The 25708-nt window shown below is 57.8% G+C and carries 26 protein-coding genes; 15 read left to right on the forward strand and 11 right to left on the reverse strand.

What is annotated here, in order from left to right:
• The first annotated feature begins 138 nt into the window (after positions 1-138).
• The 3 genes from kbl (at position 139) to DW58_RS00495 (ending at position 3787) form a co-directional block, all read left to right on the forward strand.
• Complete coding sequence (gene kbl / locus DW58_RS00485; RefSeq protein ID WP_024547465.1) at positions 139-1335, forward strand: glycine C-acetyltransferase; 1197 nt, start codon at positions 139-141, stop codon at positions 1333-1335.
• A gap of 9 nt (positions 1336-1344) precedes the next feature.
• Positions 1345-2370 (forward strand): L-threonine 3-dehydrogenase, encoded by a 1026-nt coding sequence (gene tdh / locus DW58_RS00490; protein WP_024547466.1) that lies wholly within the window; start codon positions 1345-1347, stop codon positions 2368-2370.
• Between the two features lie 385 nt (positions 2371-2755).
• Positions 2756-3787, forward strand: a complete 1032-nt coding sequence (locus DW58_RS00495) for a glycosyltransferase (RefSeq protein ID WP_024547467.1) — start codon at positions 2756-2758, stop codon at positions 3785-3787.
• Positions 3788-3837: 50 nt separating this feature from the next.
• Here the strand turns inward: DW58_RS00495 and DW58_RS00500 are convergent, their stop codons facing one another.
• From DW58_RS00500 to gpmM, 3 genes are read right to left on the reverse strand one after another with little or no spacing between them, the layout of a single operon-like run.
• A complete protein-coding gene (locus DW58_RS00500) occupies positions 3838-4785 on the reverse strand; it encodes a divergent polysaccharide deacetylase family protein (protein WP_024547468.1) in 948 nt (315 codons plus the stop codon).
• Positions 4786-4788: 3 nt separating this feature from the next.
• Positions 4789-6048, reverse strand: coding sequence for a murein hydrolase activator EnvC (gene envC / locus DW58_RS00505; protein WP_024547469.1), 1260 nt, complete (start codon positions 6046-6048; stop codon positions 4789-4791).
• A gap of 32 nt (positions 6049-6080) precedes the next feature.
• Positions 6081-7628: a 2,3-bisphosphoglycerate-independent phosphoglycerate mutase gene (gpmM, locus tag DW58_RS00510; RefSeq protein ID WP_024547470.1), complete on the reverse strand. Its 1548-nt coding sequence runs from the start codon at positions 7626-7628 to the stop codon at positions 6081-6083.
• Positions 7629-7872: 244 nt separating this feature from the next.
• On the opposite strand from gpmM, the gene DW58_RS00515 reads away from it, so the two are divergent.
• The 5 genes from DW58_RS00515 to cysE all read left to right on the forward strand — a co-directional run bounded on the left by DW58_RS00515 (position 7873) and on the right by cysE (position 11052).
• Positions 7873-8304, forward strand: coding sequence for a rhodanese-like domain-containing protein (locus DW58_RS00515; protein ID WP_024547471.1), 432 nt, complete (start codon positions 7873-7875; stop codon positions 8302-8304).
• Positions 8305-8324: 20 nt separating this feature from the next.
• On the forward strand, positions 8325-8576 hold the full coding sequence (gene grxC / locus DW58_RS00520) for a glutaredoxin 3 (protein WP_024547472.1): 252 nt from the start codon (positions 8325-8327) through the stop codon (positions 8574-8576).
• Positions 8577-8622: 46 nt separating this feature from the next.
• Complete coding sequence (gene secB, locus DW58_RS00525) at positions 8623-9090, forward strand: protein-export chaperone SecB (RefSeq protein ID WP_024547473.1); 468 nt, start codon at positions 8623-8625, stop codon at positions 9088-9090.
• Positions 9090-10112, forward strand: coding sequence for an NAD(P)H-dependent glycerol-3-phosphate dehydrogenase (gene gpsA / locus DW58_RS00530; protein WP_024547474.1), 1023 nt, complete (start codon positions 9090-9092; stop codon positions 10110-10112). The genes secB and gpsA overlap by 1 nt, the downstream gene beginning before the upstream one ends.
• Before the next feature lie 118 nt (positions 10113-10230).
• A complete protein-coding gene (gene cysE / locus DW58_RS00535) occupies positions 10231-11052 on the forward strand; it encodes a serine O-acetyltransferase (protein ID WP_024547475.1) in 822 nt (273 codons plus the stop codon).
• A gap of 43 nt (positions 11053-11095) precedes the next feature.
• On the opposite strand, the gene trmL is transcribed toward cysE, so the two are convergent.
• The 3 genes from trmL to cpxR all read right to left on the reverse strand — a co-directional run bounded on the left by trmL (position 11096) and on the right by cpxR (position 13756).
• Positions 11096-11575, reverse strand: a complete 480-nt coding sequence (gene trmL / locus DW58_RS00540) for a tRNA (uridine(34)/cytosine(34)/5-carboxymethylaminomethyluridine(34)-2'-O)-methyltransferase TrmL (protein WP_024547476.1) — start codon at positions 11573-11575, stop codon at positions 11096-11098.
• Positions 11576-11687: 112 nt separating this feature from the next.
• On the reverse strand, positions 11688-13061 hold the full coding sequence (gene cpxA / locus DW58_RS00545) for an envelope stress sensor histidine kinase CpxA (RefSeq protein WP_024547477.1): 1374 nt from the start codon (positions 13059-13061) through the stop codon (positions 11688-11690).
• Complete coding sequence (gene cpxR, locus DW58_RS00550; RefSeq protein ID WP_024547478.1) at positions 13058-13756, reverse strand: envelope stress response regulator transcription factor CpxR; 699 nt, start codon at positions 13754-13756, stop codon at positions 13058-13060. Before cpxR ends, cpxA begins: the two co-directional genes overlap by 4 nt.
• A gap of 148 nt (positions 13757-13904) precedes the next feature.
• On the opposite strand from cpxR, the gene cpxP reads away from it, so the two are divergent.
• From cpxP to DW58_RS00580, 6 genes are all read left to right on the forward strand, one after another.
• Positions 13905-14405: a cell-envelope stress modulator CpxP gene (gene cpxP / locus DW58_RS00555; RefSeq protein WP_024547479.1), complete on the forward strand. Its 501-nt coding sequence runs from the start codon at positions 13905-13907 to the stop codon at positions 14403-14405.
• A gap of 230 nt (positions 14406-14635) precedes the next feature.
• Positions 14636-15547, forward strand: coding sequence for a CDF family cation-efflux transporter FieF (gene fieF, locus DW58_RS00560; RefSeq protein ID WP_024547480.1), 912 nt, complete (start codon positions 14636-14638; stop codon positions 15545-15547).
• 170 nt (positions 15548-15717) lie between these two features.
• Positions 15718-16680, forward strand: a complete 963-nt coding sequence (gene pfkA, locus DW58_RS00565) for a 6-phosphofructokinase (protein ID WP_024547481.1) — start codon at positions 15718-15720, stop codon at positions 16678-16680.
• 149 nt (positions 16681-16829) lie between these two features.
• Positions 16830-17819, forward strand: a complete 990-nt coding sequence (locus tag DW58_RS00570) for a sulfate ABC transporter substrate-binding protein (RefSeq protein WP_024547482.1) — start codon at positions 16830-16832, stop codon at positions 17817-17819.
• A 102-nt stretch (positions 17820-17921) separates the two neighbouring features.
• A complete protein-coding gene (locus DW58_RS00575) occupies positions 17922-18689 on the forward strand; it encodes a CDP-diacylglycerol diphosphatase (RefSeq protein WP_152525600.1) in 768 nt (255 codons plus the stop codon).
• A gap of 58 nt (positions 18690-18747) precedes the next feature.
• The gene (locus DW58_RS00580) at positions 18748-20052 is read left to right on the forward strand and encodes an SLC13 family permease (RefSeq protein ID WP_024547484.1); all 1305 of its coding nucleotides are present in this window, start codon (positions 18748-18750) and stop codon (positions 20050-20052) included.
• Between the two features lie 74 nt (positions 20053-20126).
• Here the strand turns inward: DW58_RS00580 and tpiA are convergent, their stop codons facing one another.
• Positions 20127-20894, reverse strand: coding sequence for a triose-phosphate isomerase (tpiA, locus tag DW58_RS00585; RefSeq protein WP_024547485.1), 768 nt, complete (start codon positions 20892-20894; stop codon positions 20127-20129).
• 110 nt (positions 20895-21004) lie between these two features.
• A complete protein-coding gene (locus DW58_RS00590; protein WP_024547486.1) occupies positions 21005-21607 on the reverse strand; it encodes a DUF1454 family protein in 603 nt (200 codons plus the stop codon).
• A 114-nt stretch (positions 21608-21721) separates the two neighbouring features.
• Between DW58_RS00590 and DW58_RS00595 the strand changes: the two genes are divergently transcribed.
• The gene (locus DW58_RS00595) at positions 21722-22141 is read left to right on the forward strand and encodes a DUF805 domain-containing protein (protein ID WP_024547487.1); all 420 of its coding nucleotides are present in this window, start codon (positions 21722-21724) and stop codon (positions 22139-22141) included.
• Here the strand turns inward: DW58_RS00595 and fpr are convergent, their stop codons facing one another.
• The 3 genes from fpr to glpK all read right to left on the reverse strand — a co-directional run bounded on the left by fpr (position 22142) and on the right by glpK (position 25700).
• Positions 22142-22888: a ferredoxin--NADP(+) reductase gene (gene fpr, locus DW58_RS00600; RefSeq protein ID WP_024547488.1), complete on the reverse strand. Its 747-nt coding sequence runs from the start codon at positions 22886-22888 to the stop codon at positions 22142-22144.
• Positions 22889-22979: 91 nt separating this feature from the next.
• The gene (gene glpX / locus DW58_RS00605) at positions 22980-23990 is read right to left on the reverse strand and encodes a class II fructose-bisphosphatase (protein ID WP_024547489.1); all 1011 of its coding nucleotides are present in this window, start codon (positions 23988-23990) and stop codon (positions 22980-22982) included.
• 195 nt (positions 23991-24185) lie between these two features.
• Entirely contained in the window at positions 24186-25700 is a 1515-nt protein-coding gene (gene glpK / locus DW58_RS00610) for a glycerol kinase GlpK (protein ID WP_024547490.1), read from the reverse strand.
• Positions 25701-25708 lie beyond the last annotated feature (8 nt).

The following is a 25708-nucleotide window of genomic DNA, read 5'->3' on the forward strand; positions in this document are numbered from 1 at the left end:
GACCTTCTCAATGTCATACAGGTTACTTTGTCACGTGATTTATGCTGCAAAACGAAGAATCGGTAAATCGTCATCTCGTATCACGTTGTACCTTTAGGTAATAATACGTGCCGAACTTTGCCAGTCTGGAGAATCGCAATGCGAGGGGATTTTTACCAACAGTTGTCTGCCGACCTTGATACCGCAAGGGCGGAAGGGTTGTTTAAAGAAGAGCGCATTATCACATCGGCGCAGCAGGCTGATATCACTGTGGCTGATGGAAGCCACGTCATTAACTTTTGCGCCAATAACTATCTGGGGCTTGCCAACCATCCGGCGCTGATTGCGGCGGCAAAAGCGGGCATGGATACGCACGGTTTTGGCATGGCGTCGGTGCGCTTCATCTGTGGGACGCAGGACAGCCACAAACAGCTCGAACAAAAGCTGGCCGCGTTTCTCGGTATGGAGGATGCGATTCTCTACTCTTCCTGCTTCGATGCGAACGGCGGCCTGTTTGAGACGCTGCTCGGGCCTGAAGATGCCATTATTTCTGACGCGCTGAACCACGCCTCCATCATTGATGGGGTGCGCCTGTGTAAGGCGAAGCGTTACCGCTATGCCAATAACGATATGCAGGAGCTGGAAGCACGTCTGAAAGAGGCGCGTGAAGCGGGCGCGCGGCATGTCATGATTGCCACCGACGGCGTGTTCTCCATGGACGGCGTGATCGCCAACCTGAAGGGCGTGTGCGACCTGGCGGATCGGTATGATGCGCTGGTCATGGTGGATGACTCCCACGCGGTCGGCTTTGTCGGTGAAAACGGACGCGGCACCCACGAATACTGCGAGGTCATGGGGCGCGTCGATATCATCACCGGTACACTCGGCAAAGCGCTGGGCGGTGCGTCGGGCGGCTACACCGCCGCACGTAAAGAGGTAGTGGAGTGGCTGCGTCAGCGCTCACGTCCGTACCTGTTCTCCAACTCGCTGGCGCCAGCCATCGTGTCTGCCTCAATCCAGGTGCTGGAGATGCTCGAGTCCGGCGCAGAGCTGCGTAACCGGCTGTGGAACAACGCCCGTCTGTTCCGCGAAAAAATGTCAGCGGCAGGGTTCACCCTGGCCGGAGCCGATCACGCCATCATCCCGGTGATGCTCGGCGACGCGAGCGTGGCGCAGCAGTTTGCCCGCGAGCTGCAAAAAGAGGGTATCTACGTCACCGGATTCTTCTATCCGGTGGTGCCAAAAGGCCAGGCGCGTATTCGCACGCAGATGTCTGCGGCGCACACCCCTGAGCAGATTGAACGTGCGGTCGATGCGTTTATCCGCATTGGTAAACAGTTACATGTGATTGCCTGAGGGCGTGGAATGAAAGCATTAGCGAAACTGAAAGCGGAAGAAGGCATCTGGATGACCGATGCGCCAAAACCAGAGATGGGCCACAACGATCTGCTGATTAAAATCCGCAAGTCTGCCATCTGCGGGACCGACGTGCACATCTACAACTGGGATGAGTGGTCGCAGAAGACGATCCCGGTACCGATGGTAGTGGGCCACGAGTACGTAGGGGAAGTGGTTGGTATCGGTCAGGAAGTAAAAGGGTTTTCTATCGGCGATCGCGTGTCCGGCGAAGGACATATCACCTGCGGCCACTGCCGTAACTGTCGCGGCGGGCGTACCCATCTGTGCCGCAACACCGTGGGCGTCGGGGTTAACCGTCCTGGCAGCTTTGCCGAGTATCTGGTGATCCCGGCGTTCAACGCCTTTAAGATCCCGGATAACATCTCCGATGATTTGGCCGCTATTTTCGATCCGTTCGGCAACGCGGTGCACACGGCGCTCTCCTTCGATCTGGTTGGCGAAGATGTGCTGGTGGCGGGCGCTGGCCCAATCGGCATCATGGCCGCGGCGGTGGCGAAACACGTTGGTGCACGTAACGTGGTGATTACCGATGTGAACGAATACCGCCTCGATCTGGCTCGCAAAATGGGCGTCACCCGCGCGGTGAACGTGGCCAGTGAAAACCTGCACGACGTCATGGACGAACTGGGCATGACCGAGGGCTTTGACGTGGGTCTGGAGATGTCCGGTGCGCCGCCAGCGTTTCGTGCCATGCTTGATACCATGAACCACGGTGGCCGCATTGCGCTACTGGGGATCCCCCCGTCTGACATGGCTATCGACTGGAACAAGGTGATCTTCAAAGGGCTGTTCATCAAAGGCATCTATGGCCGTGAGATGTTCGAAACCTGGTACAAAATGGCAGCGCTGATTCAGTCCGGTCTGGACTTAACACCGTTGATTACGCATCACTTTTCCATCGATGAGTTCCAGAAAGGATTCGATGCGATGCGCTCGGGTCAGTCAGGTAAGGTCATCCTTAACTGGGATTAAAAAAACAGGGGCCGCACGTCGGCCCTTATTTTATTAACGGCTGCTATATTTTCCCTCCCCCATGCTTTACGCCAGGTTTTATCTGAATATCACCTGAAAGAATTATCTTAAATTCTCACTTATTCGGGTAAATTCCTGTCAATGTCATAAATAATTCGTAATTGCGCATTACTCTTATAGAGCTGGATGCGTTCGGCGGTTATCGTGGAAAGTATGTATCGCTTAATCATGGACTAAAAATAATTAGGGATCGTTATCTTATTGTTATCGATGAGACGACGAGGAATAACGCCTGCGCCAAAAACTGGTTGCGCTTAATTATTCTCTAAGGAAAAGCAGATAAAACATAACGTCAGAAAACTGGTTACCCCGGAAATAAAACTTTATGAATGATAGCCCGAAACTCAGTGTCATCATCCCGCTGTACAACGCCGGCGAGCATTTCGCGGCCTGTATGGATTCGCTGTTGGCGCAAACCTGGACGGCGCTGGAAATCATCATTGTGAATGACGGTTCGACGGACAATTCCGCCAGCATTGCACAGGCTTACGCCGATGCGCATTCACATATCCGTGTTATTCATCAGTCTAACGCCGGGGCCTCGGTTGCCCGAAATCGCGGTGTTGAGGCGGCGACCGGCGACTATGTCGCGTTTGTTGATGCTGACGATCTTCTCTATCCACGCATGTATGAAACCCTGATGGGGATGGCGCTCAGGGATGATCTGGACGTGGCTCAATGTAACGCGGACTGGAGCGATCGCAGCTCCGGCCATACGTGGCTCTCTATCCCCACCGACCGTCTGACCTCAACCGGTGTAATGACCGGGCCAGACTGGCTGCGCAAAGCGCTGGCAACGCGCCGCTGGACGCACGTGGTGTGGATGGGCGTATACCGCCTGAGCCTGATTCGGGATATCAAATTAACCTTCGTGCCGGGCCTGCATCATCAGGATATTCTCTGGACGACAGAGTTTATGTTTAATGCCCGTCGCGCCCGCTATACGCAGGAAGCGTATTATAAATATTTTCTCCATAATCAGTCCGTTAGTCGGGTTAAGCGCCAGGGTACGCAGCATGCCCAGTATCAGCGGCACTATATTAAAATTACGCGCCTGCTGGATAAGCTCAATAATGATTACGCGAATAAAATTCCTGTCTACCCGGAATTTCGCGAGCAGGTAACGCGTGAAGCATTACGCGTGTGCCACTCGGTACGCAAAGAAAAAGATAACGACATAAAACAGATTATTATCGCGGATATTTTCTCATCCGGTATGTATAAGCGCCTGATTAAAAACGTGCGCACCCCGAAGCTGGCCTATCAGGCGATGCTGTGGTCATACCGTTTGTATCGCTGGCGTGATAAAAGCGCGTTTGCCCGACGCACGGCGCGGCGCCCGATCCGCGTACGCTAAAAATAAAAAACGGCCCCTTGGGGCCGTTTTTGCATTCTGATGTGCGGGTCTTAACGCTGCGTATTTCCCCACCCTTTCCACTGGTGCTCGATATATTTCACCAGCGCACTTTGGCTGATACTTTCACCCAGTACGGCAAAGTAACGTCCGACGTACACCGGTTCCAGCGGCTGTTTCGGTTTACAAAGCTGCACACCTTTGAACGGGTTACGCGGGGCGGCAGGCTTTTCAGACCGCGGCGGCGGTGGCGTTGCCGGGGTGGAGGTGTCGACCTGCGGCTCGTTCAACAGGCTGCTCGGCCTTACCAGCGTAATATCATCCGGCAAGCTGTACACCATCTGCTGCAGAACCCGTACCGTTGTGGGGTGCGGGTGACCAATGGCGATGGCCGATCCGTTGCGCCGCGCCAGCGCGACCGCACGGTTAAACTGGACGCGAATATCGGCTTCCTTCTGGGTGTCGTCGAGAAAGACCTTACGCTTGATGACCTTCACGCCGTTACCTGCTGCCGCGCGCATCGACTGGCTGTTGCCGATGGTCATGCTGTCCAGGAAATAGAGGTTGTAACGGCTCAGGGCCTGCATCACCTTTTGCATCCCGAACAGGCTGGAGGTCATGGCGCTACCCATGTGGTTATTCAGCCCCACGGCGCCGGGGACGCGGTTTACCGCCTCGCGGATGATGCGCTCGATTTCATCGCTGCTCATATCCGGGCGCAGCGTGTCCTTCTCCAGCGGCTGCTTGCTGAGCGGCGCCATCGGCAGGTGAATCAAGACTTCATGTCCGCTCTGATGCGCTTTGGTCGCCATCTCATGCGCGTGTGGCGCATTCGGCAGAACAGCAACGGAAACGGCGGAGGGAAGGGCGAGGATCTGATTTTCGGTCTGCGGACGATAACCGAAGTCATCAATCACAATGGCGAGCTTACCTGCCAACACCGGGGGAACCAGCAGAAGCGTACTGACTACCGCGACAAAAAGGTGACGAAACTGAAGCAAAACTTATCTTCCCAGCCATGGTTGCGGATTAACGGCCTGTCCCTGACGACGAATTTCGAAATAGAGTGATGGTCGACCCTGACCACCGCTGCTGCCGACAAGCGCGATCGGCTGACCTGCGCGAACCTGCGTGCCGACATTAACCAGCGCACTCTGGTTGTAACCGTAGAGGCTCATATCCCCTTTACCGTGTTCCACCACGACCACCAGCCCGTAACCCTGTAGCCAGTCGGCGAGGATAACGCGTCCATCAGCAATGGCTTTCACTTCTGTGCCTTCTGAGGCACCGATTACAATCCCCTTCCACCGTAGCTCACCCTGCAGCTGTTCGCCATAGCGATGCAGCAATGTTCCGCGTACCGGCCAGTAAGCCTGGCCGCGCGGCGAGCCAAGCCCGCCGGTACGTGACATAAGTGAGCGTTCGCTTTCAGTCGGTTTATAGGTGGTGCCTTTACGCGTCGCTTCCTGCTGACGGTTACGCACTTTTTCCGCTTCCGCGGCTTCCCGCTGGGCGCGAGCTTTCGCCGCGGCTTCTGCGCGGGCAATGCGATCCCGCAGACGGGATTCGTTGGCACGCAGTTCGCTCAGCTGCTGCTGACCCTGTTGAATGGAGGATTCAAGACTGGTGAGGGTTTTCTTACGCTCGGCGCGCGCTTGCTCAAGCTTCGCCTGCTGCGCCTTCTGTTCATACAGTAGCGTTTGCTGCTGGGTCTGCTTTCCTTCCAGCTCGCGTTTCTGAACGTCCACCTCTTCGCGCGTCTGTTTGAGCTGAGCGATGGTTTCCTGACGCGCCTGGTTAAGGTAGCCAAAGTACGCCTGCAGACGCTGACCGCGCTGGCTCTCTTCGCCGCTGAGGATTAGCTGTAAACCGGTATGCTGGCCCTGACGAAACGCGGCATCAAGCTGGGCGGCCAGATTACGTTCCTGCGCGGCTTTCTGCTTTTCGAGCTTCGCCAGCGAAGCGTTCAGCTCCGCAACCTGCGCGTTAATCTGCGTGAGCGTCGCCTCGGTTTCCCGCAGCTGACGGCTTGCCGCGGCGATGGCCTGATCCTGACTTTTAAGCTGCTCCTGCAGTTTACTGCGCTGCTGTTGCTGCTGGCGGACGGCACGCTCTTTTTCCGCAATGTCCTGCTGGATAGATTTCAGCTGATCGCGATCGTCAGCGTGGGCGGGAACGGCGCACAGCAATACGCCAGCGCTGAGCGCGCTGGCGTAGAGCAGGGGCCTGACTGAAAAACGGTTCGCTTTCGTGGCCCATGTTATTGATAAAATCGCCTTTCCCCTCATAAGAGGGATTATTCCACGATGAACAGCGCCTGACCAGTCATCTCTTGCGGGATTTCCTCGCCCATCAGGGCAAGCAGGGTCGGCGCGATATCGGACAGCTTACCGCCTTCAACCGGTTTCACCGCTTTCGGTCCAACGTAAATCAGCGGGACCGGCAGGTTGGTGTGGGCGGTATGTGCCTGGCCGGTCGCCGGATCGCGCATCTGCTCGGCATTACCGTGATCGGCGGTAATAAGCAGCTGGCCGCCAACTGACTCTACGGCGTCAACCACCTGAGCGACACAGGCGTCCAGCGCTTCGACTGCTTTTACCGCGGCGTCCAGCACGCCGGTATGACCTACCATGTCGCCGTTCGGGTAGTTACAGATGATGGCGTCGTACTGGCCGCCTTTGATGGCCGCGACCAGTTTTTCGGTCAGCTCGGCAGAGCTCATTTCCGGTTGCAGATCGTAGGTGGCCACGTCAGGAGACTGAATCAGAATGCGGTCTTCGCCAGGGAAGGAGGCTTCTACGCCGCCGTTAAAGAAGAAGGTGACGTGGGCATATTTTTCCGTCTCTGAGATACGCAGCTGCGTTTTATTGCGCTTCGCCATCCACTCCCCGAAGGTATTGACCAGTGCAGTAGGCGGGTAGGCGCAGGCCGCGTTGATGTCTGCGGCATACTCCGACAGCATCACGAACTCGGCCAGCTTCACCACTTTTTTACGCGCAAAGCCGTCAAAGTCAGGGTTAACAAAGGCGCGGGTGAGCTGACGCGCGCGGTCGGCACGGAAGTTCATGAAAATCAGCACGTCGCCGTCCTGCATGGCCGCATCGGCCTCGCCGGCGGCACGCAGTACGGTGGGCTTAACGAACTCGTCGTTTTCATCACGGGCATAAGCCGCGTGCAGGGCGTCAATGGCGTTATCGGCGGTAAACGCCCCCTGTGCCTGCGTAAGCAGATCGTAGGCCAGCTCAACGCGATCCCAGCGGTTGTCGCGGTCCATGGCGTAATAGCGGCCAATCAGCGAGGCGATACGGCCTTTGCCGAGCTGAGCGAACCTGTCGCTAAAGCGTTTGAGCGCCGCTTCAGCGCTGCGCGGCGGGGTGTCGCGACCATCCAGGAAAGCGTGCAGATAGATTTTTTCCGCCCCGCGCTTGGCGGCCAGCTCCACCATCGCCATGATGTGATCCTCATGGCTGTGAACGCCGCCTGCGGAGAGCAGACCCATGATATGCACGGCTTTACCGGCGGCAACGGCGTTATCCACCGCCCCGGTCAATGCGGGATTGGTAAAGAAATCACCTGACTTAATTTCAACGTCGAGGCGGGTTAAATCCTGATAAACGATGCGGCCCGCGCCGAGGTTAACGTGCCCAACCTCGGAATTGCCCATCTGGCGGTCAGGCAGGCCGACCTCCAGCCCGGAGGCGTCAATCAGCGTATGGGGACGGGAGGCCCATAGCTGGTCCATTACTGGCGTTTTCGCCTGGGAAATGGCGTTATCCTGCTGCTCCTCGCGGTAGCCGTAACCGTCCAGGATCACCAGTACCATTGGCTTTTTAGAAACCGACATTGCAATAACCTCATGCGCGCTAAAGGGAGAAATTGGCGTAACTTTACTACACCGCTTTGCGCCCGATAGCTGCAGGAGATCAAAGAAACGAGCCGGTGGCGGAGCCTGTACGCGGTGGCCTGCAGATTTTTACGTAACGCGCCGCAGAAAATGCATAACCTGCTGCTCTTTGGCTGTAATTAACACACTGCGCAGGTATACTCCTCACCTGGTTTTTTCACTTAGTCGGGAGTCATTACCCCCCATGCAAGAAATTATGCAATTCGTTGGCCGCCACCCCATACTTAGTATCGCGTGGATTGCGTTACTGGCGGCGGTGATTTACACCACGTTTAAAGGCCTCACCTCAAAGGTGAAGACCATCACCCGCGGTCAAGCGACGCACCTGATCAACAAAGAAGACGCCGTTGTGGTGGATATCCGCCAGCGTGACGACTTCCGCAAAGGCCATATCGCCAGCGCTATCAACCTGCTGCCGAACGAAATCAAAAACGGTAGCTTGGGCGAGCTTGAGAAGCACAAAGCCAACCCCATTATTGTTGTTGATGCGAGCGGTATGTCTGCCAACGACGCGGCCACCGCGCTGCACAAAGCGGGCTTTGAGCGCGTATTCGTACTGAAAGAGGGCGTGGCCGGCTGGAGTGGTGAAAACCTGCCACTGGTTCGCGGCAAGTAATACATAACAGAGGTACAGTCATGGCCAATATTGAAATCTACACCAAAGTCACCTGCCCGTATTGCCATCGTGCGAAAGCGCTGCTGGACAGCAAAGGGGTTACCTATGAAGAGTTGCGCATCGACGGCGACGCTTCCAAACGGGAAGAGATGATTAAACGTAGTGGCCGTACGACGGTGCCGCAGATTTTCATTGATGCGCAGCACATTGGCGGTTGCGATGACTTACATGCGCTGGATGCGCGTGGCGGGCTCGATCCACTGCTGCGATAAAACCGGCCGTCAGGCACTTTTAAGGATATAAATAAAGGGTTTACCTATGTCAGAACAAAACAGCACAGAGATGGCGTTTCAGATTCAGCGTGTTTACACCAAGGATATCTCTTTCGAAGCGCCGAACGCTCCGCAAGTGTTCCAGAAAGACTGGCAGCCGGAAGTAAAACTGGATCTGGATACCGCATCCAACCAGCTGGCCGAAGACGTTTATGAAGTCATGCTGCGCGTGACCGTGACGGCTACCGTTGAAGGCGAAACCGCGTTCCTGTGCGAAGTACAGCAGGCGGGCATCTTTACCGTTGGCGGTATCGAAGGTACCCAGCTGGCGCACTGCCTGGGCGCATACTGCCCGAACATCCTCTTCCCGTATGCCCGTGAATGCATCACTAACCTGGTTTCACGCGGTACCTTCCCGCAGTTGAACCTCGCGCCGGTTAACTTCGATGCGCTGTTCATGAACTATCTGCAACAGCAATCAGGTGAAGGTGCGCAAGAACATCAGGATGCCTGATGAACACCACCATTAATGCCTCAATGACAGTCATCGGTGCCGGCTCGTACGGCACCGCTCTTGCCATCACGCTGGCAAGAAACGGTCACCAGGTCGTGCTCTGGGGTCACTCCCCTGACCATATCGCCACCTTAAAGGCCGATCGCTGTAACGCCGCCTTTCTGCCGGACGTTCCCTTCCCGGATTCACTGCATCTCGAAAGCTCCCTTGCCGCTGCGCTGGCCGCCAGCCGCGATATTCTCGTGGTGGTGCCAAGCCATGTTTTCGGCAAGGTGCTGCAGGAGATTAAACCGCTGCTGCGTCCGGATGCGCGTATCGTCTGGGCCACCAAAGGCCTGGAAGCGGATACCGGTCGTCTGTTGCAGGACGTCGCGCGCGACATTCTGGGCGATGCGATCCCGCTGGCGGTAATTTCCGGCCCGACCTTCGCAAAAGAGCTGGCTGCGGGACTGCCGACCGCCATCTCGCTTGCGGCGACCGACGAAGCCTTTGCCGAAGACCTTCAGCGCCTGCTGCACTGTGGGAAAAGCTTCCGCGTATACCGCAACCCCGATTTTATTGGCGTTCAGCTCGGCGGCGCGGTGAAAAACGTTATCGCCATCGGTGCTGGCATGTCGGACGGGATTGGCTTTGGCGCCAATGCGCGTACCGCGCTGATCACCCGCGGGCTGGCAGAAATGTCACGTCTTGGCACGGCGCTGGGCGCTGACCCGACCACCTTTATGGGGATGGCGGGGCTGGGGGATCTGGTGCTTACCTGCACCGATAATCAGTCGCGTAACCGTCGCTTTGGCATGATGCTGGGGCAGGGCATGGACGTCGAAAGCGCCCAGGAAAAAATCGGTCAGGTTGTCGAAGGCTATCGCAATACCAAAGAAGTCAGGGAGTTGGCCGCACGTCACGGCGTCGAAATGCCAATAACTGAGGAAATTTATCAGGTATTGTATTGCGGAAAAAATGCTCGCGAGGCAGCATTGACGCTGCTTGGCCGTACGCGTAAGGATGAGAGCAGCGTAAAATAACGCTCTGCCACTCTGGCGTCGTGCTACATCAGGCGACGCGTATCATGTCGCAACCCGTTGTCCTGGCGTACCGGTACCCTGAGCGTACCGGGCGCTCTGATTTTTTCTGGAGAAAGCAATGCCGTGTGAAGAACTGGATATAGTCTGGAACAATATTAAAGCCGAAGCGCGAGCGCTGGCGGATTGTGAACCCATGCTGGCCAGTTTTTATCATGCGACGCTGCTCAAGCACGAAAATCTGGGTAGCGCCCTGAGCTACATGCTGGCTAACAAGCTTGCCTCACCGATCATGCCGGCTATCGCTATTCGTGAAGTGGTGGAAGAAGCCTACGCGGCGGACCCGGAGATGATTGCCTCGGCAGCCTGTGACATTCAGGCCGTGCGCACCCGCGACCCGGCGGTAGATAAATACTCCACGCCGCTGCTCTATCTGAAAGGGTTTCACGCGCTTCAGGCGTACCGTATTGGTCACTGGCTGTGGGCGGAAGGGCGTCAGGCCCTGGCCATCTTCCTGCAAAACCAGGTCTCCGTTTCATTCCAGGTGGATATTCATCCGGCGGCAACCATTGGCCGCGGGATCCTGCTCGATCACGCCACCGGTATTGTGATCGGTGAAACGGCGGTGGTTGAGGATGATGTTTCCATTCTGCAGTCGGTCACCCTCGGCGGTACCGGTAAAACCACCGGCGATCGCCATCCGAAGATCCGCGAGGGCGTGTTGATTGGTGCGGGTGCAAAAATTCTCGGCAACATCGAGGTGGGGCGCGGCGCCAAAATAGGCGCAGGCTCAGTGGTGCTGCAGCCGGTACCGCCGCACACCACCGCGGCAGGCGTGCCGGCCCGTATTGTTGGCAAACCGGAAAGCGATAAGCCGTCAATGGACATGGATCAGCACTTCAACGGCATCAATCACGGTTTCGAGTACGGCGACGGGATCTAATCAACCCGATGCAGCGCCGGTGCTGGCGCTGCCTGGTCAGGCTTTACTGACTCTCTCTCAGTACCGCGCCGGCATATCCCAGCTGGCGCCATGCTTCATACACCACCACCGACACCGCATTTGACAGGTTCATGCTGCGGCTGTCCGGCATCATCGGAATACGAATCTTTTGTTGGGGCGGCAGCGCGTCGAGGATTGTCGCCGGCAGACCCCGCGTTTCCGGACCAAACAGCAGGTAGTCGCCTGGCTGATAGCTGACAGCGCTATGGGCCGGCGTGCCTTTGGTCGTCAGGGCAAACAGACGCTGCGGCGACTTGGCATCGAGAAACGCCTGATAATCAGGGTGGCGGGTTACCGCGGTAAATTCGTGATAATCCAGGCCCGCGCGGCGCAGGCGCTTATCATCCCAGGCAAACCCCAGCGGCTCGATCAGATGCAGTCGGAAACCGGTGTTGGCGCACAGACGGATGATATTGCCGGTATTCGGCGGGATTTCAGGTTCAAACAAGACGATATTCAGCATACAACCCCCATTTCGAGGGGCGCAGGATAGCAGAATCGCACGCCGCGAAACACTGACAAGGTCCATCGCCTCAATAGCAAAACGCCCCTTCGTGAGAAGAGGCGTGGTGGGATCAGGACCGGCGGTAGAGCGGTAACCACATGGTCAGACGAAGACCGCCAAGCGGGCTGTCATCGGCTTTTACCCAGCCGCGATGCTGCTGAATTGCGGTTTCGACGATAGCAAGCCCAAGGCCTGTGCCGCCGGATTCACGATCGCGTGCCTCGTCGGTGCGGTAGAACGGACGGAAAATCTGCTCCCGATCGGCCTGGCTGACGCCCGGACCGTCGTCATCAACGTTGATGGTAATGCCTTCTTTATCCACCGCGAAGCCGACGGAGATTTTGGTATGCGAGTAGCGCAGGGCGTTGCGCACGATGTTTTCCAGCGCGCTCTCCAGGGCGTTCGGGTTGCCGTACAGCAGCCACGGACCGGGAGGATAGGTCACCTCAAACGATTTGCCCATCTGTTCCGCTTCAAACGCTGCGTTTTCAAGCACATCGCTCCACAGCTGATTGGCCTTCATGGTTTCGCTGACCAGCGCATTTTTCTGCTGGTTGCGCGACATCACCAGCAGATCGTTAATCATGCTGTCGAGGCGCTGCGCTTCCGTTTCGATGCGCTCCAGCTCTTTACTCTCGCCGCTGCGGCGGCGCAGCAGGGCGGTACCCAGCTGTAAGCGGGTAAGCGGCGTGCGCAGCTCGTGCGAGATATCTGACAGCAGCCGTTGCTGGGCGGTCATCATGCGCTCCAGCGCGGTCACCATCTGGTTAAAGCTGGCGCCAGCGGCCTGAAACTCCTGCGCGCCCGCTTCCAGTTCCGGGTGCTGGCGCAGGTTGCCCTGTGCCACTTCGTCCGCCGCATTTTTAAGACGTCGTGCCGGACGCGCCAGACTCCAGGCCAGCCACAGCAGCAGCGGCGAACTTACCAGCATCGTCACGATAAGCAACAGCAGCGGGCGGTCAAAGAGCAGGTTGATAAAGTCGGATTGTGAACTGCTGGCCGGGCGGATCAGGTAGAGCTGATAGTAATCTTCGCTGTCGCGTACCGAAAACGGGCCAACCAGTTCGAGACGGCCATATTTTTTCTTCTGCGGGTGATCGGAGTTGTCGGACTGGCCGATAAAGTTGCGGATAATCTGCATTTCATTGCGTTCGGCGCCAATCACGCGCCCTTCGCTGGTCACCAGCAGCAGACGCTGGCCGGGCGGTGCCCATTTGTCGATGGCGCGAAACAGCCTGCGCCACCACATCAAATCATTCGGCGGATCGCTTGCCAGCTCCGCCTGAACGTGTTGCTCAATCATCGTACCCTGACGCTGCTCGCTTTCGAGCAGCTCAGTCATCTGGCGTGAGTCGAGCTTGGGTAACATCAAAACCAGCATCAACACCAGCGCCAGCGTTAACCAGAAAATGGCAAAAATACGGGCGGTAAGACTGCCTGTCATGAAGCCGATACCATCAGATAGCCGCGACCGCGCAGGGTTTTAAACCACGGGTGACCATCTTTGCGCTCCGGTAGCTTCCGGCGCAGGTTGGAGATATGCATATCAATGGCGCGATCGAACGGCGTCAGGCGCTTGCCCAGCACTTCCTGACTCAAATGTTCACGGGAGACCACCTGACCGAGATGCTGTGCCAGCAGGTAGAGCAGCGTGAACTCTGTGCCGGTCAGCTCCAGTGCCTGACCATCGAAGCTGGCTTCCTGGCGGCCCGGGTTAAGGCTTAAGGCATCCACTTCCAGGGTCGGTGAACCGTTGTCGCTATTCTGCTGCTGTTCGCTCCAGTTGGAACGACGCAGGATCGCACGGATACGTGCCACCAGTTCGCGATCGTTAAAGGGTTTAGGCAGGTAGTCATCTGCGCCCAGTTCAAGCCCCAGCACGCGATCGAGTTCGCTTCCGCGTGCGGTGAGCATAATGACAGGTGTCTGGTGTGTCTGGCGTAGCTCTTTAAGGGTATCAATGCCGTTTTTCTTCGGCATCATCACGTCGAGCAAAAGCAGGTCGATGCTGTCGTCCAGGAGGTCGAGCGCCTGTTCGCCATCGTGGGCGACCAGAACGTTAAAACCTTCCATGTCGAGCAATTCCTTTAGCAGGGAAGTAAGCTCTCGGTCATCATCAACTAACAGAATTTTATTCATTGTTAATACCTCCGAGGCAGAAATTACGTCATCAAGGCGCGCTAATCCATGACTTTACGTTGTTTTACACCCCCTGACGCATGTTTGCAGCCTGAATCGTAGACTGTCTCTCGTTGATTCGCAGCACAGATGATTTTGGGAGCAAGTAATGCGCAAAGTTACCGCTGCTGTTATGGCGTCAACGCTGGCACTGAGCACCGTATGCCACGCCGCTGATGCGCTCCTCGGCGATAACTGGCACCCGGTAGACGGCGCAGCGCCGCGCAACAGCATTCAGAGTCATATGTTTGACGGTATCAGATTAACAGAGCAGCAGCGTCAGCAGTTGCGCGATCTGATGCAGCAGGCCCGGCATGAAAGCCCGCCTGTTAATGTTAGCGAAATGGAGACAATGCATCGCCTTGTCACCGCAGAAAATTTTGATGAACACGCCGTGCGTGCTCAGGCTGAGAAAATGGCGCAGGAACAGGTATCTCGTCAGGTTGAAATGGCGAAGGTGCGTAATCAGATGTTCCGGCTACTGACCCCTGAACAGCAGGCGGTGTTGAATGAAAAACACGATCAGCGCATGAAAGAGTTACGTGAGCTTTCGAAAATGCAACGGTCACCGTTAATGCAGATGTACAGCAGTAACCGAAGTTCCCAGTAACAACCCTGTTTTCCTTGCCATAGACACCATCCCTGTCTTCCCCCTCATGATGAGGGGGCTTTTTTTGCCTGAATTTCCCTGCCTTGTCCTCCCTGACCGCGCCCTGAGCGTGTTTTCCGGTATCTCCCTGCGCGGCGTTTGCCCTTAATTGGCGCCTCTGGTGGCGGCTTTTTCTGCAATTGACCAGGAACAATCCGTTATAATCTCGGTATGTTTTTGCAGGAGCCTTTATGAATCAATCCTATGGGCGGCTGGTAACGCGCGCGGCTGTTGCCGCTACCGTGATGGCCACGGCGCTGCTGTTCATCAAAATTTTCGCCTGGTGGTACACCGGTTCGGTGAGCATTCTGGCGGGGCTGGTGGATTCCCTGGTCGATATCGCCGCCTCGCTGACCAATCTGCTGGTGGTGCGCTATTCCCTGCAGCCTGCGGACGACGAACACACGTTTGGCCACGGCAAGGCCGAATCCCTCGCCGCGTTGGCGCAGAGCATGTTTATCTCCGGCTCGGCGCTGTTTCTGTTTCTCACCAGCATTGAGCACCTGGTGCGCCCGTCGCCGATGAATGAACCGGGCATCGGGATGCTGGTTACCCTGATCGCGCTGGTGTGTACGCTGGTGCTGGTCACCTTCCAGCGCTGGGTGGTACGGCGCACGCAGAGCCAGGCCGTGCGCGCGGATATGCTTCATTATCAGTCTGATGTTATGATGAACGGTGCGATTCTCATCGCGCTGGGGCTGTCCTGGTATGGATGGCACAGGGCGGATGCGCTGTTCGCGTTCTGTATCGGCGTTTATATTTTGTATAGCGCGCTGCGTATGGGATATGAGGCGGTCCAGTCGTTACTGGACAGAGCGCTTCCGGACGCGGAGCGACAGGCCATTATCGATATTGTCACCTCCTGGCCCGGCGTCAGAGGGGCACATGATTTCCGTACGCGCCAGTCAGGGCCGACACGTTTTATTCAACTCCATCTGGAAATGGACGATACATTACCGCTTGTTCAGGCGCATCTGGTGGCTGAGCAGGTAGAGCAGGCGATTTTGCGTCGCTTTCCGGGGTCTGACGTCATTATTCATCAGGACCCCTGTTCGGTGGTTCCGCAGACGTGCTCAGAGCAGGGAAGTGGCGGTAAACCGTGAGCCGGGCAACATTTTATTGCATAATTCATCCGGTATTCGCCTGACCTGAATCAATTCAGCAAGAAACGGTTGATATACTATCAGCAGCAAATGTTCAGACCGCCCGGCACAAGGGTGAGCGCTTCCCGAGTCAGAATTTATTTTTGCATTCCTACGTTCAGAGGTAGTCCATGATTAAGAAAATCGGTGTGTTGACAAGTGGCGGTGATGCGCCTGGCATGAATGCCGCGATTCGCGGTGTGGTGCGCGCTGCGTTGACCGAAGGCCTGGAAGTGTTTGGTATTTATGATGGCTACCTCGGTTTGTATGAAGATCGCATGATCCAGCTCGACCGCTACAGCGTGTCTGACATGATTAACCGCGGCGGTACCTTCCTCGGTTCCGCTCGTTTCCCGGAGTTCCGCGAAGATCGCGTGCGCGCCGTGGCGATTGAAAACATGAAGAAGCGCGGTATTGATGCGCTGGTGGTGATTGGCGGCGACGGCTCCTACATGGGTGCTAAACGCCTGACGGAGATGGGTTTCCCGTGCATCGGCCTGCCGGGCACCATTGATAACGACGTAGCCGGTACCGACTACACCATCGGTTACTTCACCGCGCTGCACACCGTGGTGGAAGCGATTGACCGTCTGCGCGACACCTCCTCTTCGCACCAGCGTATTTCCATCGTGGAAGTGATGGGCCGTTACTGCGGCGATCTGACGCTGGCGGCGGCGATTGCGGGCGGCTGTGAGTTCATCGTGCTGCCGGAAGTCGAATTCAACCGGGAAGACCTGGTGTCGGAAATTAAGGCCGGCATCGCCAAAGGTAAGAAGCACGCCATCGTCGCGATTACCGAGCACATCTGTGATATCGATGAGCTGGCAAAATACATCGAAGACGAAACCAAACGTGAAACCCGCGCGACGGTGCTGGGCCACATTCAGCGCGGCGGCTCGCCGGTGCCGTATGACCGTATTCTGGCGTCCCGCATGGGGGCTTACTCCATCGAGCTGCTGCTGCAGGGCTACGGCGGTCGCTGCGTCGGTATTCAGAACGAGAAGATGGTGCATCATGACATCATCGACGCGATCGAAAACATGAAGCGTCCGTTCAAAGGCGACTGGCTGGAATGCGCCAAAAAGCTTTACTGATCCAACGCGTAATGGGCCGGGGCAACCCGGCTTTTTTTACGCCTGTTATATGCTGTAAAGTTATAGCCAATCTTTTTTTATTCTTTAATCATCATCACGCTTTCTGGCAGGCTGCTCCCATTACAACACAACATTAAGAGAGCATGCGGATGAACAAGTTGGCTGTGGGATTCACGTTACTGTTGGCATCAACGAGCGTGCTGGCGAAGGATATCCAGTTACTCAACGTCTCGTACGACCCGACGCGCGAGCTGTACGACGAGTACAACAAAGCGTTTAGCGCGCACTGGAAGAAAGAGACCGGTGATAACGTCGTGATCCGTCAGTCGCACGGTGGCTCCGGTAAGCAGGCGACCTCGGTGATTAACGGCATTGAGGCCGACGTGGTGACGCTGGCGCTGGCCTATGACGTTGACGCCATCGCCGAGCGCGGGCGGATCGATAAAAACTGGATTAAACGCCTGCCGGATAACTCCGCCCCGTACACCTCCACCATCGTGTTCCTGGTGCGCAAAGGTAACCCGAAACAGATCCACGACTGGAACGATCTGGTGAAGCCGGGCGTGTCGGTCATCACGCCTAACCCGAAAAGCTCCGGCGGCGCGCGCTGGAACTATCTGGCGGCGTGGGGCTACGCCCTGCACCAAAACAATGGCGACCAGGCCAAAGCCCAGGATTTCGTGAAGTCGCTGTATAAAAACGTTGAGGTGCTGGATTCCGGCGCCCGCGGGTCAACCAACACCTTCGTTGAACGCGGTATCGGCGATGTGCTGATCGCCTGGGAAAACGAAGCGCTGCTGGCGGCCAATGAGCTGGGTAAAGACAAGTTTGAAATCGTCACGCCGAGCGAGTCGATCCTTGCCGAGCCGACGGTGTCGGTGGTCGATAAAGTGGTCGACAAAAAGGACACCCGCAAGGTGGCGGAAGCCTATCTGAAGTATCTGTATACGCCGGAAGGCCAGCATATCGCGGCGAAAAACTTCTACCGCCCACGCGATGCTCAGGTGGCAGCGAAGTATGAAAATACCTTCCCGAAACTGAAGCTGTTTACCATTGACGAGGTGTTTGGCGGCTGGGGCAAGGCGCAAAAAGAGCACTTTGCCAACGGCGGTACCTTCGATCAAATCAGTAAACGCTAAGCGCCACGCGCCAGCGTTACGCCGACGGCCCTGCGGGGCCGTTTTTATTTGTTCATCGAAGTGGGTTACTCTGCGGGTTCGATCTCTTTCAGGAAACAAATGATGACGCGCTCGTCTCGCACAGTGGTAGTGGTTCTGGCCGTGGTCATCCTCGCGGCGGCAGGGTGGCTGTGGCATAAGGCTGGAAATCCTGACGCGCTGCGTCAGATTGTGCTGGAGCAGTGCGTCCCCGGGCAGCGCGACCGCCAGACGCCGGCGCCCTGCGCAGAGGTAAATCTGCGCAGCGGGTACGTGGTGTTTAAAGATCGCAACGGGCCGCTGCAATACCTTCTGATGCCCACCTGGAAAATCAACGGCGTGGAGAGCCCGGTTCTGCTCGACCCACACACCACTAACTTCGTCTGGCAGGCCTGGCAGGCGCGGCGCTATCTGAGCGAGAAGCACGGCTCCCCGTTGCCGGACAGCGCCGTATCGCTGACCATCAACTCGCGCCTCGGCCGTACCCAGAATCATCTGCACATCCATATCTCCTGCCTGCGCCCCGACGTGCGTGACCAGCTTGACGATCGTGCCGCGCAGATTGGCACCCGCTGGCAGCCGCTGCCGGGAGGCATTAACGGGCATGAATACCTGGCGCGTCGCGTGGGGGCGGGGGAACTGGCCCAGCGCAGCCCGTTTGTCATGCTGGCGGAAGAGGTTGAAGATGCGCGGGCGCATATGGGGCGCTACGGGCTGGCGGTAGCCCAGCAGGCGGATGGGTCGTTGGTGCTGCTGGCAACCGCCCGCAGCCTGGTGCCGTTTAACCTCGCGTCAGCGGAAGAGATCCAGGATCACGACTGCGCGATACTGGAGAGTCCGCATCAACCATAGCGTTTACAGCCGTCGGGGAGCGCCGTAGACTTGCTGAAATTTTCTGCAGGAGACAGGTATGTCGCTCTGGTTAACCCACCCCCTGTTGTTGCCCGGCCTGATCGTTTTCATCACCATCGTCCTGTGGGCGACCTCGTTACTGCCTGAGTTCATCACCGCGCTGCTGTTTTTTGCCGTGGCGATGATTGCCAAAATCGCGCCGCCGGAGATCATCTTCGGCGGTTTTGCCTCCTCGGCGTTCTGGCTGGTGTTCAGCGGCTTTGTGCTGGGGGTGGCGATCCGCAAAACTGGCCTGGCCGACCGCGCGGCGCGGGCCGTCTCAGCCCGGCTGACCGACTCCTGGCTGCTGATGGTAGGAAGCGTGGTGTTACTGAGCTACGCTCTGGCCTTCGTAATGCCGTCCAATATGGGGCGTATCGCGCTGCTGATGCCGGTCGTGGCAGCGATGGCGCACCGTGCAGGCATCGCGGAGGGCACGCGCCCGTGGTACGGCCTGGCGCTGGCGGTTGGCTTTGGCACCTTCCAGCTTTCGGCAACCATCCTGCCTGCGAACGTCCCGAACCTGGTGATGAGCGGTGCGGCGGAAGGCTCATACGGCATTCATCTCAACTACCTGCCTTACCTGCTGCTGCATACCCCGGTGCTGGGGCTGCTGAAAGGCGCGATTCTGGTCGGTCTTATCTGCTGGCTGTTTCCCGGAAAGCCGGTGCCGCCGCGGGAGCATCCGGCTGCCGAACCGATGAGCCGGGCAGAGATCCGCCTGAGCTGGATGCTGGCGGTGGTGCTGGGCCTGTGGGTGACGGAAAGCCTGCACGGCATTGGGCCGGCCTGGGTGGGGCTGGCGGCGGCGGTCGTGACGCTGCTGCCGCGCGTTGGGTTTATCACCAGCGACGAGTTCGCCAGCGGCGTGAACATGCGCACCTGCATCTACGTGGCCGGGATTCTCGGCCTCGCAACCACGGTGACCCATACCGGGATTGGTCGTACGGTAGGGGAGGCGCTGCTGGCAGTGATGCCGCTGGACGCCGCTAACCCCTTTACCAGCTTCGTGGCGCTCACCGGCATTACCTCGGCCCTGAACTTCATCATGACCGCGAACGGCGTGCCGGCGCTCTACACCACGCTTGCCGATAGCTTTTCGCAGGCCACCGGCTTTCCGCTGCTGTCGACCATCATGATTCAGGTGCTGGGCTACTCGACGCCGCTGCTGCCTTATCAGGCGTCACCGATTGTGGTGGCGATGGGGTTGGGTGGCGTACCGGCAAAGGCGGGGCTGAAGCTCTGTCTGGCGCTGGCGTTGGTTACTTTTGTCGTGCTGCTGCCGCTGGACTACGGCTGGTACCGACTGCTGGGACAGCTATAAAAAAAGCCCGGACGCGCAAGGCGTACCGGGCTTGATAGCGGCGTGGCGCGATGCCACGCCTTGCAGCGACGCGATTACGCGTTTTTTGCTTCCGCTGCTGCTTTAACGATCACCGCGAAGGCGTCTGCTTTCAGCGATGCACCACCCACCAGCGCACCGTCGATGTCCGGCTGGGTGAACAGCTCTGCCGCGTTGGCCGCGTTCACGGAGCCGCCGTACTGAATAATGACCTGCTGAGCGATGTTGGCATCGGCTTTAGCGATGTGGTCGCGGATAAATTTGTGTACCGCCTGAGCCTGCGCCGGAGTGGCTGATTTGCCGGTACCGATCGCCCATACTGGCTCGTATGCAATGACCGCGCCTTCAAAGGCTGCCGCGCCCTGCGTTTTCAGTACCGCGTCGATCTGACGTGCGCACACTTCTTCGGTTTTACCCGCTTCGTTTTCTGCTTCGGTTTCGCCGATGCACAGTACCGGCACCAGACCCTGTTCTTTCACGACTGCAAATTTCTTCGCGATCAGCTCATCGGATTCCGCGTGGTAGGTACGACGCTCGGAGTGACCAATGATGATGTATTTGGCACCGACATCTTTCAGCATTTCAGCGGAGGTTTCGCCGGTGAAGGCGCCGGAGAGGTTCACGTCCACGTTCTGGGCACCCAGAATAATGTGGCTGCCGGAAGCGGCGTGTTTTGCCAGATCGATATACAGCGCAGGCGGGGCGATAGCAACGCCGCAGCCTGAGACACCAGCCAGTTCCGTACGCAGGCCAGCGATCAGCTCATTGACCATGTGGCGGCTGCCGTTGAGTTTCCAGTTACCCATCACAAGAGGATGTCGCATTTTAATTCTCCACGCGGTGAAGCGGATTAAGGAATATCGCTGCCTTTCCGGCAGCATGGACTGTCATTCAGTATAGAGATTTGCGCTGTCAAAGGCTTTGCTTTTTGTCATTAATTGTTTACGTCGGGCGTGTCAGAAAGCGCGAGCTTAATCGGTTCAACGGCGACAGTTAGCCCCTTTTCGCCGTTATCTGCCACCACATAGCGAATCGCCCCCTCTGACTTTTCGTAATAGCGTCGCGCTTTTCCTTCGCTCAGCAGCGCGCTCAGCCGCTCCATGCTCTGTTTGACGGAGATGCCGGGAGTAAACGCCCGAATCAGCGCGGCCATATAGGCCATCGCTTTGGCTTTCGCCGCCTTCTGCTCCGGCCCCTGAATCGGCAGCCAGGTTATCTGCATGCTTTTGATTTTCAGCGTGCCGCGCTCCAGCGCCGTGGAGGCATAGAGGTTTTCATTAATTTTGGTCGCCGCCCGGGTCAGGGTGATTTTGTCGCGGCTTGAGACGATGGCGCGGAACTCGTTGAGCGTCATGCCTGGATTATCGACGTTAAACTTCTCGCGAAACTGGGTGATGGTCAGATCAAACGTCGGGGAGCCTGGCAGCAGATAGGGCGCCGTCGGGGAGGTGGTGGCTACCGGCTCTTCCGCCAGCGCCGTCCGGCACAGCGTCATCGGCAGTAAAATAAGGACTAGCGTGCGTAATACGTGGTTCATCAACAGCGGCTCCCGGTAACTCAGGGTATCGATTAAAACGGGATCGGGCTGGCTTGTCAAAACCTGGCGTTCACGGTGTACACTACGCGGCATCGTGATAATCAGGACGGACACATGACTCTCCAGCAGTGGTTGTTTTCATTTAAAGGACGTATCGGACGCCGTGATTTTTGGATCTGGATTGGGCTGTGGGCGGTAGCCATGCTGGTGCTGTTTCTGCTGGCGGATCGGGAGTGGGTCACCACCCAGAGCGCAGCCTTTATGCTGGTGTGCCTGATGTGGCCCACGGCGGCGGTGGTGGTAAAGCGGCTGCACGACCGCGGGCGCTCCGGGCTGTGGGCGCTACTGGCAATCCTCGCCTGGATGCTGTTTGCCGGTAACTGGGTGATGCTGGAAGGCGTGTGGCGCTGGGGTGTCGGCACGCTGATCCCGACCGTCATCATGGTGATGCTGGTGCTGGACATGGGGGCGTTTGTCGGTACCCCCGGCGCCAACAAGTACGGTAAAGACACCCTTGAGGTGAAATACCGCTGATTACCAGTAGTGCTCCGCCGTCATGTGTCCCGGACGGCGGCGCAGGTGTTTGGTCATCTGACGGCTCTCTTTCAACAGTTGCTGGGTGTCGCGCACCATCTGTGGGTTGCCGCACAGCATCACGTGGCTGTTTTCGGTGGTCATTGGCAGACCCACTGCCTGCTCCAGCTCCCCGCTTTCAATCAGCGCCGGCACGCGTCCGGTGAGCGAGCCGGAGACCGTTTCCCGGCTGACCACGGTCTGAATACGCAGTTTGCCCGCGTAACGCTCTTGCAGGTCCAGCATCATCGGCAGATAGCTCAGGTCAGCGGCGTAGCGCGCCGCGTGGACCAGCACCAGATGGTTGAAGCGCTCAAGGCCGACGCCCTCCTGTAAAATCGACAGATAGGGGCCGATGGCGGTGCCGGTAGCCAGCATCCACAGCGTGTCGCAGTCCGGCACTTCATCCAGCACGAAGAATCCGGCCGCATCGCTGACCACCATCACTTCATCGCCGGGCTGCATGGCGTGCAGTCGCGGGCTGAGTTTACCCTCAGGCACGTTGACCAGATAAAACTCCAGATCCGGATTGCCGGGGGCGTTTACGAACGAGTAGGCGCGCTGTACGCGCTCGCCGTCGATCTCCAGGCCCAGCTTGGTGAACTGGCCGGCGGTGAAGGGTTTAATCGGGGCATGGACCGTGAGGCTGAACAGCGAATCGGTCCAGTGATGAATGCGTGTGACTTTACCTGTTACCCAGTCTGCCATTTTTCCTCCTGTCGTATCCTGCGCTTATCTTCGCCAGGTCGCCGCAGCATTTCCAGCCCGTAGGGGCCGGAAAGCTCAATCAGACAAATGCTTACAGGATGTGCGCCTGCACGTTGATATCTTTGCGATCGAGATAGTGAATCGACTGAATGCGGCGGATGGTGCGTGATTTACCGCGGATCAGCAGCGTCTCGGTGGTGGCGATGTTCCCTTTACGGGTGATGCCGTCCAGCAGATCGCCTTTGGTGATGCCGGTGGCAGAGAAGATCACATTGTCGTTACGCGCCATCTCCTCCAGGCACAGCACCTTGTCGGCCTCGATACCCATCTCTTTGCATCGCATCAGCTCGGTTTCGCCGATGCGGCGATTCTCTTCGCTGTCGCCTTTCACCTGATGACGAGCCAGCAAACGGCCCTGCATGTCGCCGTCCAGCGCGCGGATCACCGCCGCCGAGATAACCCCTTCTGGCGCACCGCCGATGCCGTACAGCACGTCCACTTCGCTGTCCGGCATGCAGGTAAGGATAGACGCGGCCACGTCGCCATCGGGGATGGCAAACACGCGCACGCCGAGCTGCTGCATTTCGTGGATCACCGCCTCGTGGCGCGGCTTGGCAAGGATGGTCACCGTCAGGTCGGTGATCGGCTTCCCGAGCGCGGCTGCAACGTTAGCCAGGTTCTGAGCAAGGGAGAGATTGAGGTCGATGGCGCCTTTTGCGCCAGGGCCGACAATCAGCTTTTCCATGTACATGTCCGGCGCATTGAGAAACGTGCCCTTGTCGCCTACCGCCAGCACCGCCAGCGCGTTCGCCTGGCCCATGGCGGTCATGCGTGTCCCTTCAATGGGGTCCACCGCAATGTCCACCGCATCGCCTTTACCGGTGCCGACCTGCTCGCCAATGTAGAGCATCGGCGCTTCGTCGATTTCACCTTCGCCGATGACAATGCGACCGTCGATATCAATCTGGTTCAGCACGATGCGCATGGCGTGTACCGCTGCGCCGTCGGCGATATTTTTATCGCCCCGACCTAACCATTTGTAGCCGGCGAGCGCGGCAGCTTCGGTGACGCGGGAAAATTCAATGGCAAGTTCTCGTTTCATTACAGGCTCGTACAGTCAAAAGGAGTTGCGCGAAGTTTAACACAGAGTGGCGGGGGGCGTTTACCGCACCCGTGGCGCAAGGGCGAGGGGAGCAGGGGAAAAAAAGCGCCTTCTCCGCAGAAGAGAAGGCGAAACAGAAGTAAAACAGTGAGGGTAGCTGCCCTCTCCCGTCAGGAGAGGGTCAGTCGCCGGGAATCAGCTCTCGTCGTGCTCTTCCCATGCCATGGCGCGTTTAACCGCTTTTTTCCAGCCTTCGTAGCGGTAGTTACGCTCGGTGGTTTCAATGCCCGGACGGAACTCGCGCTCGATAACGGCTTTTTCGCTCAGCTCGTCAAGGTTCTGCCAGTAGCCGACCGCCAGCCCGGCCAGGTAGGCCGCGCCCAGCGCCGTGACTTCACGCACTTCCGGACGCTCCACGCGGGTACCGAGGATATCGGCCTGGAACTGCATCAGGAAGTTGTTGGCGACCGCACCGCCGTCGACGCGCAGGGCGTGCAGACGGATACCGGAGTCGGCCTGCATCGCTTCCAGCACATCGCGGGTCTGGAAGGCAATGGATTCCAGCGTGGCGCGAATGATGTGGTTGGAGTTCACACCGCGCGTCAGGCCGAAAATCGCACCGCGCGCATACGGATCCCAGTAAGGTGCGCCGAGGCCGGTAAAGGCCGGTACCACGTACACGCCGTTGGTATCCTTCACCTTGGTGGCGAAGTATTCGGAGTCGAACGAGTCGCTGATGAGTTTCATCTCATCGCGCAGCCACTGAATCGAGGCGCCCGCCATGAACACCGCGCCTTCCAGGGCGTAGTTCACTTCACCGCGCGGGCCGCAACCGATGGTGGTCAGCAGGCCGTGGGTGGAGGCCACCGCTTTCTCACCGGTGTTCATCAGCATGAAGCAGCCGGTACCGTAGGTGTTCTTCGCCATCCCTTCTTTGACGCACAGCTGGCCGAACAGCGCCGCCTGCTGGTCACCGGCGATCCCGGCGATAGGAATACGCGTGCCGCCCTTACCGCCGATGTTGGTCTGGCCATACACTTCGGAGGACTTACGCACCTGCGGCAGCATAGCGCGCGGGATATCCAGCACGTCCAGCATTTTGTCATCCCAGTCGAGCTCGTGGATGTTGAACAGCATGGTGCGCGAGGCGTTGGTGTAGTCGGTAACGTGTACGCGTCCCTGGGTCATTTTCCAGATAAGCCAGGTATCGATGGTGCCGAACAGCAGCTCGCCGCGTTTGGCGCGCTCGCGCGAGCCTTCCACGTGGTCGAGGATCCACTTCACTTTGGTACCGGAGAAGTATGGGTCAATCACCAGGCCGGTGGTCTGACGCACGTAATCTTCCATACCGTCGCGCTTGAGCTTTTCACAGATCTCAGAGGTACGGCGGCACTGCCAGACGATGGCGTTGTGAATCGGCTTACCGGTTTCACGTTCCCATACCACCGCGGTTTCACGCTGGTTGGTGATACCGATCGCAGCAATCTGATCGGAGCTGATATCCGCTTTCGCCAGCGCTTCTACCAGCGTGGAGCTTTGCGACGCCCAAATCTCCATTGGATCGTGCTCAACCCAGCCCGCTTTGGGGTAAATCTGCGTGAATTCGCGTTGGGAAACACTGACGATGTTAGCGTCATGATCCAGGACGACGGCTCGGGAGCTGGTGGTACCCTGATCGAGGGCAACGATGTATTTTTTCTCAGTAGTCATGGTTATGT

It is taken from the genome of Siccibacter turicensis LMG 23730 (assembly GCF_000463155.2).
Taxonomy (GTDB): domain Bacteria; phylum Pseudomonadota; class Gammaproteobacteria; order Enterobacterales; family Enterobacteriaceae; genus Siccibacter; species Siccibacter turicensis.

What these genes read in the sequence shown, in the direction of transcription:
- kbl (WP_024547465.1), top strand. Translation starts at nt 139, where the DNA reads ATGCGAGGGGATTTTTACCAACAGTTGTCTGCCGACCTTGATACCGCA.
- tdh (WP_024547466.1), top strand. Translation starts at nt 1,345, where the DNA reads ATGAAAGCATTAGCGAAACTGAAAGCGGAAGAAGGCATCTGGATGACC.
- DW58_RS00495 (WP_024547467.1), top strand. Translation starts at nt 2,756, where the DNA reads ATGAATGATAGCCCGAAACTCAGTGTCATCATCCCGCTGTACAACGCC.
- gpmM (WP_024547470.1), bottom strand. Translation starts at nt 7,628, where the DNA reads ATGTCGGTTTCTAAAAAGCCAATGGTACTGGTGATCCTGGACGGTTAC.
- DW58_RS00515 (WP_024547471.1), top strand. Translation starts at nt 7,873, where the DNA reads ATGCAAGAAATTATGCAATTCGTTGGCCGCCACCCCATACTTAGTATC.
- grxC (WP_024547472.1), top strand. Translation starts at nt 8,325, where the DNA reads ATGGCCAATATTGAAATCTACACCAAAGTCACCTGCCCGTATTGCCAT.
- secB (WP_024547473.1), top strand. Translation starts at nt 8,623, where the DNA reads ATGTCAGAACAAAACAGCACAGAGATGGCGTTTCAGATTCAGCGTGTT.
- gpsA (WP_024547474.1), top strand. Translation starts at nt 9,090, where the DNA reads ATGAACACCACCATTAATGCCTCAATGACAGTCATCGGTGCCGGCTCG.
- cysE (WP_024547475.1), top strand. Translation starts at nt 10,231, where the DNA reads ATGCCGTGTGAAGAACTGGATATAGTCTGGAACAATATTAAAGCCGAA.
- trmL (WP_024547476.1), bottom strand. Translation starts at nt 11,575, where the DNA reads ATGCTGAATATCGTCTTGTTTGAACCTGAAATCCCGCCGAATACCGGC.
- cpxA (WP_024547477.1), bottom strand. Translation starts at nt 13,061, where the DNA reads ATGACAGGCAGTCTTACCGCCCGTATTTTTGCCATTTTCTGGTTAACG.
- cpxR (WP_024547478.1), bottom strand. Translation starts at nt 13,756, where the DNA reads ATGAATAAAATTCTGTTAGTTGATGATGACCGAGAGCTTACTTCCCTG.
- cpxP (WP_024547479.1), top strand. Translation starts at nt 13,905, where the DNA reads ATGCGCAAAGTTACCGCTGCTGTTATGGCGTCAACGCTGGCACTGAGC.
- fieF (WP_024547480.1), top strand. Translation starts at nt 14,636, where the DNA reads ATGAATCAATCCTATGGGCGGCTGGTAACGCGCGCGGCTGTTGCCGCT.
- pfkA (WP_024547481.1), top strand. Translation starts at nt 15,718, where the DNA reads ATGATTAAGAAAATCGGTGTGTTGACAAGTGGCGGTGATGCGCCTGGC.
- DW58_RS00570 (WP_024547482.1), top strand. Translation starts at nt 16,830, where the DNA reads ATGAACAAGTTGGCTGTGGGATTCACGTTACTGTTGGCATCAACGAGC.
- DW58_RS00575 (WP_152525600.1), top strand. Translation starts at nt 17,922, where the DNA reads ATGACGCGCTCGTCTCGCACAGTGGTAGTGGTTCTGGCCGTGGTCATC.
- DW58_RS00580 (WP_024547484.1), top strand. Translation starts at nt 18,748, where the DNA reads ATGTCGCTCTGGTTAACCCACCCCCTGTTGTTGCCCGGCCTGATCGTT.
- tpiA (WP_024547485.1), bottom strand. Translation starts at nt 20,894, where the DNA reads ATGCGACATCCTCTTGTGATGGGTAACTGGAAACTCAACGGCAGCCGC.
- DW58_RS00590 (WP_024547486.1), bottom strand. Translation starts at nt 21,607, where the DNA reads ATGAACCACGTATTACGCACGCTAGTCCTTATTTTACTGCCGATGACG.
- DW58_RS00595 (WP_024547487.1), top strand. Translation starts at nt 21,722, where the DNA reads ATGACTCTCCAGCAGTGGTTGTTTTCATTTAAAGGACGTATCGGACGC.
- fpr (WP_024547488.1), bottom strand. Translation starts at nt 22,888, where the DNA reads ATGGCAGACTGGGTAACAGGTAAAGTCACACGCATTCATCACTGGACC.
- glpX (WP_024547489.1), bottom strand. Translation starts at nt 23,990, where the DNA reads ATGAAACGAGAACTTGCCATTGAATTTTCCCGCGTCACCGAAGCTGCC.
- glpK (WP_024547490.1), bottom strand. Translation starts at nt 25,700, where the DNA reads ATGACTACTGAGAAAAAATACATCGTTGCCCTCGATCAGGGTACCACC.